Source organism: Streptomyces sp. NPDC023541 (assembly GCF_055559995.1).
The window spans coordinates 69838-84476 of record NZ_JBVHJO010000017.1 but is presented as its reverse complement, the minus strand read 5'-3'; the positions used below and the strand labels follow the sequence as shown (position 1 = coordinate 84476).

General features: G+C 75.1%; 6 protein-coding genes. 1 reads left to right on the top strand and 5 read right to left on the bottom strand.

The genetic code is table 11. The features are described from left to right. Positions 1-36 precede the first annotated feature (36 nt). Positions 37-747 (top strand): 4'-phosphopantetheinyl transferase family protein, encoded by a 711-nt coding sequence (locus tag ACZ3X1_RS30745; RefSeq protein WP_390076654.1) that lies wholly within the window; start codon positions 37-39, stop codon positions 745-747. On the opposite strand, the gene ACZ3X1_RS30740 is transcribed toward ACZ3X1_RS30745, so the two are convergent. The 5 genes from ACZ3X1_RS30740 to ACZ3X1_RS30720 form a co-directional block, all read right to left on the bottom strand. After that, a complete protein-coding gene (locus tag ACZ3X1_RS30740; RefSeq protein ID WP_356812334.1) occupies positions 707-1975 on the bottom strand; it encodes an MFS transporter in 1269 nt (422 codons plus the stop codon). The two genes, ACZ3X1_RS30745 and ACZ3X1_RS30740, sit on opposite strands and share 41 nt — an antisense overlap. Next, entirely contained in the window at positions 1972-2724 is a 753-nt protein-coding gene (locus tag ACZ3X1_RS30735; RefSeq protein ID WP_362630306.1) for a thioesterase II family protein, read from the bottom strand. The genes ACZ3X1_RS30740 and ACZ3X1_RS30735 overlap by 4 nt, the downstream gene beginning before the upstream one ends. Beyond that, on the bottom strand, positions 2721-8159 hold the full coding sequence (locus ACZ3X1_RS30730; protein WP_467281908.1) for a type I polyketide synthase: 5439 nt from the start codon (positions 8157-8159) through the stop codon (positions 2721-2723). Before ACZ3X1_RS30730 ends, ACZ3X1_RS30735 begins: the two co-directional genes overlap by 4 nt. A 20-nt stretch (positions 8160-8179) precedes the next feature. Then, positions 8180-13291, bottom strand: a complete 5112-nt coding sequence (locus ACZ3X1_RS30725; RefSeq protein ID WP_467281906.1) for an amino acid adenylation domain-containing protein — start codon at positions 13289-13291, stop codon at positions 8180-8182. Positions 13292-13352: 61 nt separating this feature from the next. Continuing rightward, entirely contained in the window at positions 13353-14570 is a 1218-nt protein-coding gene (locus tag ACZ3X1_RS30720) for a 3-deoxy-7-phosphoheptulonate synthase (protein ID WP_467281904.1), read from the bottom strand. Between the last annotated feature and the right edge of the window lie 69 nt (positions 14571-14639).

Genomic DNA, 14639 nt, shown 5'->3' with positions numbered 1-14639 from the left:
TGGCGGAAGAACGGTTCCGGTCGCTAGGGTCCTGAAGTGCTCGAACTGATCCTTCCGACCGCCGTGGCATGTGCCGAGAGCTTTGCCGACGTACCCGAATCCACTCTTCTTCCCGAGGAATTGGAAGCACTCGGGGCGGCGCGCCACGAAGGGCGCCGGCGGGAGTTCACGACGGTCCGGCACTGTGCCCGGCAGGCCCTCGCGGACATCGGCGTACCGCCCGTCCCGGTACTGCCCGGCGAGCGCGGCGCCCCGCTGTGGCCGCACGGAGTGGTCGGCAGCATGACGCACAGCGCCGGGTACCGGGCGGCGGCCGTCGCGCTCAGCGACCACGTGCGGGCCGTCGGGATCGACGCCGAACCCCACGCGGCGCTGCCCGGGCGGACGCTGGGGGCGGTCACCCTCCCCGCGGAGCGCGAGCGGCTGGCCGCCCTCGCCTCCGACTTCCCCCAAGTGCACTGGGACCGGTTGCTGTTCTGTGCGAAGGAGGCCGTCTACAAGGCGTGGTTCCCGATGACGAGGCGCCGGCTCGGCTTCCGGGACGCCTCGGTCACCTTCGATCCTGCCGGCGGGACCTTCCTTGCCGAGATCGTGGGAGGGACGGGGGAGGAGCCGCCGCCCGCGCCCCTCGTCTACGAGGGGCGCTGGGCGGCCGCCCGGCGACTGATCCTGGCCGCGGTCGTCGTACCGGCCGGCCCCGCCGCCGTCAGGAATCGGCCGGATTGCGCCATCCCGCCGACGAGTTGAGCGGCGAGAGCAGCGCCCCGAGGCCGACGAGCAGGCGCAGCCCACCCGCGATCGCGATGATCAGGTACATGTTGTGCCACCGCTGCTCCAGCACACCGCCCAGCACCGAGGCGACCGGGATCGACATGAAGGCGATCATCCGGGTGGTCGCGACCACCCGGCCCAGCATCTGCGGGGGCACGGTGCGCTGGCGCAGGACGAACCAGCTCACCATGTTCACGGTCCCGATGCCGTAGATCAGCGCCCACAGCACGGAGATGCTCACGACGTCCCGCAGCGGGATCAGCAGGACGATCCCGGCGCCCGCCAGCACCGTGCCCGCGATGACGACCCGCCCGGGTGCGAAGCGGCGGCCCAGCCAGGGGCACACGGCGGCCCCCAGCACCGCGCCCGCGCCCTGCGCGGCGAAGACCACCCCGATCAACGCCGGCGACATCGACTGGTAGTCGCTCAGGTAGTAGACGAGGTTGGCCTGCACGAGCCAGGTGCCCAGATTGGCCAGGGCGAACAGGACCGCCCCGCTGAGCAGGGGGCGGTTGTCCCGGGTGATGTGCACCAGGGAGTCCTTCACCTCCCGCAGCAGGTCCCGGCGTACCGGCTCCGTCCCCGCCGGCCGCGCGGCCGGCGGTTTCGACCTGGTCCTGATCGCGACCATGGCCAGGGCCGACACGGCGAACGTGCCCGCGTCGGCCCAGATCGCGCCCTCGTAGCCGACCGCCGCGATCAGCACGCCGGCCACGGCGGGACCGGCGAGGCTCATCACGTTGTCCCCCATCTGCATCCAGGCGTTGGCGCGTTCCAAGTCCTTGTCGCGGACCAGGTCGGGCACCATCCCCTGGAACGCCGGGTAGTACAGCGGTTCCACGCACGCGAGCAGGAACGCCGCCAGGTAGACCAGCAGCACCGACGAGGACCCCGACGTCACGACGAGCGCGAGGATCCCCGCGAGCACCGTCGCGGCCAGGTCGCCCACGACCAGGATCCGCCTGCGCTCGAACCGGTCGGCGATGACGCCGCCCGGCAGCGAGAGCAGCAGCAGCGGCGCGTACTCCAGGGCGTACACCACCGCCGTGTTCAGGGCCGAGCCGGTCAGCTCGAACACCATCAGCGGCAGTGCCAGGCGGTAGATCCAGTTGCCCAGCCCGGACACCACGAAGGCGAACAGCAGCAGCTCGTACGGTGCGCCGAGCCGCCGTTTCGCGAGCGCGGCGCGTACGTCCGTACTCATCCGGCCACCGCGCGCACCAGGCCGAGCACGGCAGTCCGCCGCGGCCGGAGGTAGAAGTGGTCGCCGGGGAACATCCGCAGTCCGAACGGGCCGGACAGGTGCTCCCGCCACGCCTCCAGCTGTTCCAGCGGGATCGAGTCGTCGGTACCGCCGAGCACGGTCGCCGGCACCGGGACGGGAGCGGCCGCGGCCGGCCGGTAGGTCTCGATGACCTCGTAGTCCGCCCGGAAGTACGGCAGCACCATCCCGCGCAGTTCGCGATGTTCGCGCAGCTCCGCCGGGACTCCGCCGTGGCGGCTGTCCATCACGTCCAGGAACTCCTCCTCGGGCAGGTCGTGGATGCGGCCCCGGTACGTGACCAGGCCGGGGGCGGGCCGGGCGGAGAGGAAGAGGTGCAGCGGCGCGGGCCCGCCCGCCTCCGTCAGCACCCTGGCCAGCTCGAACGCGACCAGCGCGCCGAAGCTGTGCCCGAAGAACACCATGGGCAGGTCCGCCTCCAGCTGCCCGGCCAGTTCCTCCACGAGCGGGCGCATGCGGGTGTGCGGGCGCTCCTTGACCCGCGCCCCGCGGCCGGGGAGCTGTACGGCGCACACGTCGACGTCCTCGGGCAGGTAGCGGTGCCAGCGGGCGAACTCGGAGGCGGACCCGCCCGCGTGGTGGAAGCAGTACAGCCGCAGGCGCGCCCGTTCGCGGTGCTCCCCGCGGACGGACCAGCGCGGTTCCGTGTCGTCCCGTCCGGGCGCGCTCACCGGGTTCCCTCCGTCCGGCCGCGCAGCTGGGCGGCCAGTGCCGAGATGGTCGGGAACTCGAAGAGCATGCCGATGCTCAGCTCGACGCCCAGCCGGTCCCGGACCTCCGCGATCAGACCGACGGCGCTGAGCGAGTCCCCGCCGAGGTCGAAGAAGTCCGCGCCGTGGTCGACGGAGCTCATGCCGAGGGCCGCCCGCCAGGTCTCCTCCAGCATCTCGGCGATGTCCGGGGCACCGGCGCCGCTGCCGCTGCCGCTGCCGCTGCCGGCGGCCGGGACGGGGACCGGCCCGGGCGGCGCCGCCTGGGCAGGGACGGGAACGAGCGCCGGGGGTGCGGCCGGGGTCGGCACCGGGCTCGGCGCCGCGGTCGCCGCCGCCGGCGGAGCCAGCGGCGCACGCGGCGTCCCGGGCGGCACCGGCGCCCCGTCGCGGTAGGGACGTACGGTGACCTGGCGCGCCGGACGCCCGCTCAGCACGTCGAACAGCAGGGCCACGCCTTCTCCGGGCGGGATGCCGTCCGAGGACGGCATCCCTGCGGGCTCCGCCGGGGGACGCTGCTCGGACGGCGGACCGGCCCCGAAGGGATTGCCCTCCACCTTGCGCATCGTGAAGCCGCGCACGGAGACCGCCACCACCCCGTCCCGGTCCACCAGGTCGATGTCCGACACGAGCACTCCGCCGTCGCCGCCGCCGCGCACGTGCCGTACGTGGCTGGTGAACTCGGCGGGCAGGTCGCGGTACACCGTGACCGCGGAGTACAGCAGCGGCAGGTGGTGCGCGTCCTCGCGGCGCCGGGTGAGCGCCGTCGCGCTGTCGAGCAGCGCGGGGTGCAGCGGCCGGCCGTCCGTCTCGGCGCGGAAGCGCTCGTCGAGGGCGAGCGACCCCAGCTGCTCGTCCGCGGAGCGGCGCAGTCCGGTGACGTTGAGCCAGTGCGGCCCGAGTTCGGCCAGGTCCCCGGCCCCGGACGCGTCGACGGTCTCCGTCATGCGCGCGGCCACCGCCGCCAGGTCCACCTCGGGCGCGGACGGCTCGGCCGCGACGCCGATGCGGCCGTCGCAGTGCACGGTGGAGCCGGTCCGGACCGAGAAGGCCCAGGCATCGTCGCCACGCGGTTCGAGGACGACCCGGACCCGCTGCGACCCGTCGACGAACAGGGGCCGGCGGAACACCACTTCCCCCAGGTCCACTGGTACGCCCGCGAGCCGCGGGCACACCTCCCGGGCCGCGCGGACCACCAGGTCGAGATGACCGGTGCCCGGCAGGACCGCCCGCCCGGCGAACCGGTGCTCGTCGAGCACCCAGTCCTTCTCCGTCAACTCCTCCTCGTACACCAGCGCTTCCGGAGCCCGGCGCTGCTCCGTCGTCCACGCGGAGAGCGGCTCACCGCTGCCCGGGTCCACCGTGGACCGGGCGGCCATCCCGACGCTCGCCCAGCTCGGCCAGTTCACACTGACGCAGCGGTGCCGGGAGACGGCGGCGTGAGCGTCGAGGAAGGCATTGGCCGCCGCGTAGTCGGCGCTGCCGACCAGCCCCGAGATCGAGGCGCGGCTGGAGAAGGACGTGAAGAAGTCAAGCCGGGGCCGCTCCGCGAACAGCCGCTCCAGCACGAGCGTGCCGAGCAGCTTGGGCCACAGCACCGCCCTGACCTGCTCGGGCGTACGGAAGGCGATCATGCCCTCGCCGGGCAGCCCGGCCGCGTGCAGGACCCCGTGGACCTGCCCGGCCGAACCCTCGACGCGCTCCACCAGGGCCCGCATGGACTGCTCGTCGGTGACGTCCCCGCGTTCGGCCAGCACCGTCGCGCCGAGCGCTTCGAGAGCGGCCACCTCCTCGGCCGCGGCGTCGGTGGGGCCGGAGCGGCCGACCAGCACGAGGGTGGGCGCCAGACCGGTCTCGGCCAGCCCGCGGGCCACGGCCAGCCCGAGGCCGCCGAACCCGCCGGTGATCAGGTACGTCCCGCCCGGGCGGACCGGGGGCTCGGTGGCCGGCTCGTGCGGGACCGGTACCTCCACCGGCACCCAGCGGCGGTCGCCGCGCAGCGCGACCACCGCCGGCCACTGCGGCTCCTGCACCTGCTGGGTGATCAGATCGGCGTCCGTGCCCGGCGAGACGTCGAGCAGCATGCACTGCGCGCCGGGCACTTCGAGCGGTACGGTCCGGGCCAGCCCGGCGAGCGCCGCCTTGGCCGGGTTGACGATCTCGCCGCCGGACACGTCGGCGGCGTGCGCCGCGAGCAGCAGGAACCGGGCGGGCATCCTCAGCCGGGGGTGCCGGACCACGGTCTGGACGAGGGCGTACGCACTCTCCACGCCCGCGGCGGCCTGCTCCTCGACCGTGTCCGGCGTGGCCTGCGGCCAGGGCTGCGCCGCGAGGGCGTGCACGTAGACGGCGGGCTCCTCGCCCCGGGCCAGCAGGCCGTCCAGCACGGAACGCAGACTGTCGGGCCGGGCGGGCACCACGCGGTGCCCGGCCCGGCCCAGCACGGCCGTCACGTGGCGGGCGGCGTCCGGGTCCTGCGGCAGCAGCGCCAGCGCGACGCTGCTGCGGTGGCGGGGCGGCCGCGTCCCGGTGGGCAACTCCTCCCATCGCATCACCGACAGCGGAGAGGGCGCGGGTACGGCAGCGGCCTCCTGCACGGCCGCGGTCGGCGCGGCCGCGGCCGGCTGATCCTGCGTGTCCGCCGTCCTGGGCCGTTCCGGCTCGGTCACCGTGGTCCCGGGCACCGTGGTCCCGGGCACCGTGGTCCCGGTCGCCGTGGCCGACTCCTGTGGTGCCGTCGGCGCGGGCGGGCTGATCCAGTGCCGCTCACGCTGGTACGGATAGCCGGGCAGGGAGATCCGGCGGGCCGGACGGGCGGGGCCGACCGCCTCCCAGCGCAGGTCGTGCCCCTCGGTCCACAGCGCTCCGGCCGCCGCCAGGACGGCCTCCCGGTCGCTCCCGGCGGGGCCGAGGCCGGGTACGGCCAGGGCGTCCGCGCCGTGCCGGCGCGCCAGTGTGGACAGGGCGCGTCCGGGGCCGGCCTCCAGCGTGGTGAGCCGCTGACCGTCCAGGAGCCGCGCCAGCGCCGGCCCGAACAGCACCGGGGTGGTCAACTGCCCGGCCCAGAAGGCGGGGTCCACCGCCTGCCCGTCGGTCATCGGCAGGCCCGTGGCGGCCGAGACCACCGGGATCCGCGGCGCGGACAGGGACACCCCGTCGAAGGCCTCCAGGAAGCGTTCGGCGGCCGGGGCCATGGCCGGGCTGTGGAAGGCGTGCGAGGTCGCGAGCAGCTTGCACTGCACGCCGTCCGCGACCAGCCGGGCCTCGACGGCGGCGATCGCCTCGGCGGGGCCCGCGAGGACGCTCTGGCGGGGGCCGTTCACCGCCGCCGACACCACCCCGTCGGCGGCGCCCAGGAGCTCTTGGGCCTCCCGTTCACCCAGGGACACCGCGAGCATCGAGCCGGCGGGCATGGCCTGCATGGCCTGCGCCCGCGCGGTCACCAGCCGCAGCCCGTCCTCCAGGCCCGTCACCCCCGCCACCACGGCCGCGACCAGCTCGCCGACGCTGTGGCCCAGCAGTGCGACGGGGGACACGCCCCACGCCCGCCACATCGCGGCCAGCGAGACGCCCACCGACGCCAGCAACGGCTGCGCGTACTCGGTGCGCCCCAGCAGTTCGGCGGCGTGCGGCCCGCGCCACGCCGGTTCGAGGTCCAGGCCGAGCCCTGCCACCGTGTCGAGGCACTGGTGCATCGTCTCGGTGAACGTCGCGTCGTACCCCATCAGGCCGGCGGCCATCTCGGGCCGCTGGGAGCCCTGCCCGGGGAAGAGCAGCGCGACCGGGCGGGCGGCCGCCCCCTCCGCCGGGCGGATCACGCCGCGGCCCTCCGCCTCGGACAGCAGGTCCACCGCGTCCCGGGCCGACCCGGCGACGGCGGCCCGCCGCTCCCGGTGCGCGGTCCGGCCGCCGCGCAGCGTCGAGACGGTGTCCACGAAGGCGTCCTCGCCCCGCCAGGTGAGGTGCCGGGCGAGCCGCGCGCGGACCTCAGCCTCGGCCGGCTCCGTACGCGCCGACCAGACGAGCAGCTCGGGCCCGTCGGCCGGAGTGCCCGGCCGGGCGGCCGGCCCCTGCTCCAACAGGACGTGCGCGTTGGTGCCGCCCACGCCGAACGAGCTGACGGCGGCGGTCCGCGGCCGCTCGCCCCCGCCCGGCCAGGCGTCGCGCTGGCCCACGACCCGGAACGGCGTGGCTCCCAGGTTCAGCTTCGGATTGGGCTCGGTGAAGTGCACCGTGGGCACCAGCTCGCCGTGCTCCAGACACAGGACGGTCTTGATGAGCCCCGCGACGCCGGCGGCCGGACCGAGGTGGCCGATGTTCGACTTCACCGACCCCAGCGCCACGCTCGCCGGGGTCAGCCGGCCGCCGTCGGCCAGGAACCGGTACGCCGAGGTGAGCGCCTCGATCTCGATCGAGTCACCGATGTCCGTGCCGGTGCCGTGCGCCTCGACGTAGTCGATGTCCGCGGGCGCGAGCCCGGCCACGGTCATCGCCTCCACCACGGCCCGCATCTGCCCGTCCACGCCCGGCGCGCTGAAACTGACCCGGTCCGAACCGTCGTTGGTGACGGCCGAGCCGCGGATCACGGCCCGCACCGGGTCACCGTCCGCCAGCGCGTCGGCGAGCAGCTTCAGGACCACGACACCGCCGCCGTTGCCGAAGACCGTGCCGTTGGCCTTCGCGTCGAAGGGCCGGCACACGCCGTCCTGCGAGTAGATGCTGCCGGGCGCCCAGCGGTAGCCGTGCCCGTACGGCAGCTCGATCTCCGTACCGCCCGCGAGGGCGACGTCGCACTCGCCCGAACGCAGCGCCTCGCACGCCAGGTGCACGGCCACCAGGGAGGTGGAGCAGGCGGTGGCCACCGACAGGGCGGGCCCGGTCAGGCCCAGCCGGTAGGAGGCGGTGCTGGCGACGTAGTCGTTGTTGTTGTAGATGTCCAGGGACAGGGCGCCGGCGCGGGCCGCGAGCTCCTTGTTCGCCCGGATGTTGAACTCGGCGTACCGGTTGGAGGCGGCGCCGCCGTATACGCCCACCGTGCCGGGCACGGCGAAGGCGTCGTAGCCCGCGTCCTCAAGGGCCGAGTGCGCCAGCTCCAGGAAGAGCCGCTGCTGCGGATCGCGCATGGAGGCCTCGCGCGGGGTCATCCCGAAGAACGCGGCGTCGAACCGGTCGGCGTCCTCCAGCAGCGGGACCCGGCGCACGTAGTGCGGGTCCCGCAGGTGCCGTTCCTCGACGCCGGCGGCCCGCAGCTCCTCGTCGCCGAGGGTGCTGAAGCAGTCCTCGCCCTCCGAGAGGGCCAGCCAGAAATCCTCCAGGTTCCGCGCCCCGGGGAACCTGCCGGCCATACCGACGATCGCGACGGGTGCTGCGGTCTGTTCGTCGGTCGTTGCGTCCATGTCCTGCTTCTCCGGCGGGTTCATCGCTGAGTGGTCCTCTTCTGGTCGTTCATGCGTCGGCGGACCGCACGCCGCGCAGCGGCCGTGCCGGTCAGTGCGGCGCCGGCCGCCAGGGCCGGTGCGGCGTGCCGCACGGGGGCGGGCGGCACGACGCCCGGCGGGCCGGCGCCGTCGCCACGCAGGTGGCGGGCGAGCAGCCGCGGGTTGGGGAAGCGGAACAGGTCCACGACCTCGACCGGGAGCCCCTGCTCCCGCAGCCGCTCGTGCATGCGCAGCAGCGACAGCGAGGTCAGACCGGCGTCGAAGAAGTTCGTGGCCGAGTCCAGCGGATCGGGCGATCCGAGCCCCTCGCCCTGTACGGCGCTCCCCTCGCCGAGCTGCTCGCGCAGGGCGGCCACGATCACGTCCTCGGTGGCCGACCGCGCCGGCCCGACGGCCGCTGTCCGCGGTGCCAGGGCGGCCGCGGCCTCGCGGACGTCGACCTTCCCGTTGCGGTCGAGCGGAAGTTCGTCCATGACGGCGATCCGGCCCGGCACCGCCCAGGCCGGGAGCACGGCGCCCAGCTCGTGGCGCAGCTCCTCCCCGAGCACCGGGTCCGCGCCCGGTGCCGCGACGAACGCGGTGATCTCCGTCCCGGAGACCACGACGGCGCACTGTGCCACCGCCGCATGGGCGCGCAACGCGGCCTCGACCTCGGCCGGTTCGAGCCGGTGGCCGCCGACCGACACCTGCCGGTCGCGCCGCCCCACGAACTCGATCAGTCCGTCGGGCGTGTACCGGCCGAGGTCGCCGGTGCGGTACGCCGTCACCCCGGGCTGCCCGTACGGGTCGGGCCCGAACGGCGACGGCTCCTGCACCGGGCTCGTGCCGATCGCCAGCCCGCGCCCGCGTACGACGATCTCCCCGAGCTGTCCGACGCCGGCGCCCTCGACGAGCAGTTCGCGCCAGGGACTGTGGGCCGCCAGCGGCACACCCGCCCGGTCGCGGCGGCGTCGCACGGGGTCGCCCGCCGGGTCGCGCCAGCGCAGCCAGGAGCTCAACTGCGGGGTCTCGGTGGACCCGTAGCCGTGGTGGATCTCCGCGGCGGGGGCGACGCGCCGCAGCTCCCGGGCCACCGGGTCGGTGAGCAGCGCCCCGGAGAGCACCACGTGCTTCAGCCGGTCGAGCCGCCTGCCCGTGCCGCGCGCCGCCGAGGCGAGCAGCTGGGCCAGGCCCGGGGTGGCGTGCACGGCCGTGATCCGGTGCTCCGCCAGCAGCTCCACGAGTGCCCCGGGCTCGGTGCCCGCGGCCGGGAGGTGGAGGGCCGCGCCGCTGGTCAGGGGCACCAGCACGTCGCGCAGTACCGGGTCGTGGCCCGGCGCGGACAGCATCAGGAACCGGTCGTCGGGGCCGGTCCCGAACGCCTCGCGGTACCAGTGCAGTGCCTCGGGCAGCGCCTCGCGCGGGGCGAACACCACACTGGGCTCCCCGGTGGTGCCCGAAGTGCACAGGGCGTGCCCCCAGTCGAGGACCACCGGCTCGGTGGCCGGACGCGGCAGGTCCGGTCCCGTGAGCACCGGTACGGGCCAGTCGGCGCCGTCGCCGGTCAGCACCGCCTCGGCGCCGCAGCCGGCGAGCGCGGCCAGCAGCCGGCGGGCGGGCAGGGCCGCGTCCACCAGGGCCACCGAGCACCCGCAGTACCAGGCCGCCAGGAGTTCGACGACGGTCGCGGGCGACCGGTCGCCCGGCAGCAGCACGGCGCGCCCCGACCAGCCGGCCTCGCGCAGGGCCTCCGAGCGCGCCACGACCCGGTCGTGCAGCTCCCCGTACGTCATCCGGCCGCCGGGGTGGCTCAGCGCCACCCGGTCGGCGTGCAGCGCGGCCGCCCGGTCGAAGGCCTCGGCCACGCCGGTGAGGGCCGGACGCGGGACCGGTCCGGCGGGCGGCCGGTCACCGCCCAGCAGCCACCCGGACGGCGCCCGGCCGAGATCGGCCGGGGCTTCCCGCAGGAGCCGGACGACCTGGCCGAGGAGGTGCCGGGCGGTCTCCGCGTCGAAGACGTCCAGGGCGTGCACCAGTTGGAGCCGGTAGCCCGACTCGCCGTCCCGGTGCAGGTACAGGCCGAGGTCGAACAGGGAGCCGGTGGTGCCCGGCTCCACCGGCTCGGCCGGGACCCCGTCGAACGAGGGGGCGGGAGCGGCGTGCGTGAGGTCGTTGAACCAGATCTGGTAGAGCGGGTTGCGGCTCAGGTTGCGGGGCAGGCCCAGCGCCCGGACGATCTGCTCGAAGTCCGCGCCGGCGTGGCCGTGGGCGTCGACCATCGTGTCGGATACCTGGCGGACCAGCGCGGAGAAGCTCTCCGCGGACCCCACGTCGACCCGGACGGGCAGGGTGTCGATGAGGAACCCGATGACGTCCTCGCTGGGGCCTCCGTCGCGGGAGGAGCACGGGACGCCGACGACGACCTCATCCTGCCCGCTCCACGAGGTGAGCACGGCGGTGAAGGCCGCGAGCACCACGGCGACGGGAGTGACCCCCGTGCGCCGCGCCACCTCCTCCAGGAGCCGTGCGTCCGCCCCGCCCACCGTGGAGTCGACGGCGCCGCCCTCGAAGGTGGTGACGGCCGGACGGCGCGCCTGGAAGGGCAGCCCGTGGGTGCGCGGGGCGTCGCCCAGCCGGTCCACCCAGTACGCGAGGTGCGCCTGCTGCTCCGCCGCGTCCTCGCGGCCCGCCCGGTCCACCAGCAGGTCGCCGAAGTGCGGCGGCTCGTCGGCGGGTGGGAAGCCGTCGTAGGCGGCGGCCAGTTCCGCGAGGAAGACGTCCACCGAGCGCTGGTCGGCGATCGCGTGGTGCAGCACGGCGACCAGGCAGCCGTCACCGTCACCGTCCTGTGCGTACAGGACCCGCAGCAGTGGCGCGCGGTCGACGGGCAGCGGCTCGGCCGCGGCCTGGGCCGCCAGTGCCCGGCAGTGCTGCGCTGTCAGGGCGCCGTCCGCCACCCGGGTCTCCAGCGGCGGCTCCACCCGCTCCGCGACCGCCTGGTAGGGGCCGGACCCGTCGCTGACGACGGCAGTACGCAGGGACTCGTGCCGCCGGACGACCAGGGCGAGGGCCTCGCGCAGCCGGGCCGCGTCCAGACCGCCCGGGACGCGCAGCGCGGCGACGACGTTGTAGGCGCTCAGCCGCGGGTAGAGCTGCTCCATCAGCCACAGCCGGCGCTGCCCGCCGGAGACGGGCGCGCGGGCCGGGTCGGGCCGCCTGGGCGGGGCGCCGCCGGCAGCAGGACCCCCAGGAGGACCGGCCGGGGTGGAGGCGGTGGCCGCGGTGGCCGCGCGCCGGCGCAGACCGGCCAGGGTGATCCGTTCGCGCAGCAGTTCCGCGAGGGTGATCCGCAGCCCGTACGAGCGCAGCAGCTCGCCCCGCAGCCGGACGGCGGCGAGGCTGTGGCCGCCCAGTGCCAGGAAGTCGGCGTCCTCGTCGACGGAGTCGAGCCCGAGCACCTGCGCCCACAGCCGGGCCAGCGGGTCGCCCTCCACGGCCGCCGGCCCGCCGGACCGGGGCGCGAGGAGTTCGGCGGCGCGCTGTCGCAGCAGCACCCGGTCCTGCTTGCCGCTGCGGGTCAGCGGCATCGTGTCCAGGGCGACGAAGTGCGTGGGGACGTACGCGGAGGGCAGCCGGGCGGCGACGTGGGAGCGGTACTCCTCCTGCCGGTCCGCGCCGCCCGGATCCGCGTTCGGGTCCGTGCCGTGCGGGCGGACGAACGCCACGAGGCGGGGCGCCCGGTCACCGGCGACGACCACGGCGCACTCGTCGACCCCGGGGTGCTCGCGCAGGACGCTCTCGACCTCGCCGGGCTCCACGCGCACACCCCGGATCTTGACCTGCTCGTCGATCCGGCCGTGGTAGCGGATCTGGCCGTCCACCACGCGGACGAGGTCCCCCGTCCGGTAGACGCGCTCCAGGCCGCTGCCCTCGGGGGCGGGGACGAACACCCGCTCCGTCAGGTCGGGACGGCCGAGGTAGCCGAGTGCCAACGGCACGCCCCCGATGCAGAGTTCACCGGTCTCACCCTCGGCGACCGGTCGCCCCCGCCGGTCCAGCACCAGCAGTGCGCAGTTGTCGACGGCCCGCCCGATGGGCACGTCGTCGATCAGCGAGGGATCCTCGGGGCTGTCCCAGTAGGTCACCTCGATCGAGGCCTCCGTGGGACCGTAGAGGTTGTGCAGCCGGGCGGGCAGCGTCTTGACGCACGTCCGCGCCAGCGCGGCCGGCAGCGCCTCGCCGCTGCAGAACACGTGCCGCAGGCTGGTGCAGTCGGCGGCGTTCGGCCAGCGCAGGAACTCGTCCAGCATCGACGGAACGAAATGGCAGACGGTGACCTGTTGTTCGGTCACCGTCTTCATGATCGCGGCCGGGTCGGCGTGCTCGCCGGGCGCGAGCAGGACGAGCCGCGCACCGACGATCAGCGGCCAGTAGATCTCCCAGCCGGACACGTCGAAGGTGTACGGGGTCTTCTGCAGGACGCGGTCCTCGGCCGTCAGCCCGTAGTGGCGCTGGCCCCACAGCAGCCGGTTGGTGACGCCCCCGCTGGGCACCACGACGCCTTTGGGCGTGCCCGTGGAACCCGACGTGAAGATGATGTTGACCGGCTGGTCCGCGGTGACGGGCCGCAGCGGGCCCGGCACGTAGGCCGCGTCGGGGCCGGCGGACAGCGGCTCCACGTCCAGCAGGGCGACCCCGTCCGGCCCCTGCCAGCCGACCAGTGCCCCGGTGGTCCCCACCACCAGGTCCGGCCGGGCGGTGTCCAGGATCAGCGCGAGCCGCTCGGCCGACTCGTCGGTGGCCAGCGGCAGGTAGGGCAGACCGGCCTTGAGCACGCCGAGCAGCGCGGCCACCATGTGGGGGCCGCGGTCCGCGAGCACCGCGACGGGGCGGTCCTCGGGCAGGGCGCGGCGCAGCAGTTCGGCGGCGAGGCGGTCGGAGACCTCCTCCAGCCGGCGGTAGGTCCAGGTCTCCCCGGCGCCCGTGCACGCCACCGCGTCGGGTGCGCGCTCGCCCGCGGAGCGGATGAGGCCCGGGATGCCGTACGGCGCGGGATGGTCGACGGAGGGGCCGCGCAGAGCACGGACCGTCTGGTCGGGATGTTGGTCCATCTCGGATGTTCCCCCGTTGCAGAAAAGAAAGAACCAGCTGGTGAGAGGTGGTCGGTGGCGTTCAGACGCGCCAGGCGGACACGACCGCGGCAGCCTGTTCCAGGTTCAGGCGGGGGTCGCACAACGGTCTGGGCCGGCCGTCGAGCCCGGCGACGCCGTCGGTGTCGGCCACGCACTCCAGCACGTCGTCCGGCGTGGCCTCCAGGTGGAGTCCCCCGGCGGCCCCGCCGGCGCGCTCCACGGCCTGCCGGAAACCCCGGACCTCGCGGACGACCTCCTCGACGAGGCGGGTCTTGCGGCCGGCCGCGGTGGTGACGGTGTTGCCGTGCATCGGGTCGCACATCCAGACCACGGGATGCCCGGCCCGGCGTACGCACTCCACGAGCGCGGGAAGGTTCTGCCGCACCGCGGCGGCCCCCTGGCGGGCGATGAGGGTGAGCCGCCCGGGCTGCCGCTCCGGGTCCAGCAGACCGCACAGCTCCAGCAGCTCCGCCGGGGTCATCGTCGGCCCGACCTTGCAGGCGACCGGGTTGCCCACCGTGGCGAGCAGTCGTACGTGGGCCCCACGGGCGGAGCGGGTGCGTTCACCGATCCAGGGCCAGTGTGTCGAGGAGAGGAAGGCCCGTCCCGATCCGTCCCCGCGGATCAGGGGCAGTTCGTAGTCCATGACGAGGGCCTCGTGGCTGGTCCAGGTCGTGGTGCAGGTCCACCCGGTGTCCGGTCGCAGCGCGGCGTGCACCGACAGGGCCGCCCGGTAGCAGTCCGTCAGCCTGCGCGGATCGTGGAAGCGGGCGGCGGCGTCCGGCTCCGGGCCGTTGACCATGTGGCCGCGGAAGACCTGCAGTTCACCGCCCCCGTGGCGCTCGGTGGGCCGGGAGCGCGGCTTGGCGTACTGGCCGGCCATGCGGCCGACCCGTACCGTCGGCCGGCCGGTGGCCTCCGAGAACGCGGTGGCGAGGGCGTCGAGCATGCCGACCTTGGCGCGCACGGCCTCGGGCGTGCTGTCCGCGGGATCCTCGGCGCAGTCCCCGGCCTGCAGGATGTTCACCTCGCCCCGTGCGGCCCCGGCTACGAGCAGACCGAAGTCGTTCACGTCGCCGGGGCCGACGAGCCCCGGCGCGGAGCGCAGCTCCCGCAGCGCCGCGGGGAGGTCCTCGTGAGCGGCCCAGTCGGGCTGCTGCAGGGCGGGCAGTGCGGCGATGTGGTCGAGGGCTTCGGCCGGATACGGTTCCCCTCCGTACCAACCCGGTTTGTCGACTAGAGATATGCCGTGCGGCATGGTGGTCCCCCTGATTGTGGTGCTCGCGGTGCTCGTGGTGCTGGTCGTTGCGGTGGTGCCGCGGTGGTC

Coding starts and splice junctions, on each gene's coding strand:
- ACZ3X1_RS30725 (WP_467281906.1), bottom strand. CDS start 13,291: ATGGACCAACATCCCGACCAGACGGTCCGTGCTCTGCGCGGCCCCTCC.
- ACZ3X1_RS30720 (WP_467281904.1), bottom strand. CDS start 14,570: ATGCCGCACGGCATATCTCTAGTCGACAAACCGGGTTGGTACGGAGGG.
- ACZ3X1_RS30740 (WP_356812334.1), bottom strand. CDS start 1,975: ATGAGTACGGACGTACGCGCCGCGCTCGCGAAACGGCGGCTCGGCGCA.
- ACZ3X1_RS30730 (WP_467281908.1), bottom strand. CDS start 8,159: ATGGACGCAACGACCGACGAACAGACCGCAGCACCCGTCGCGATCGTC.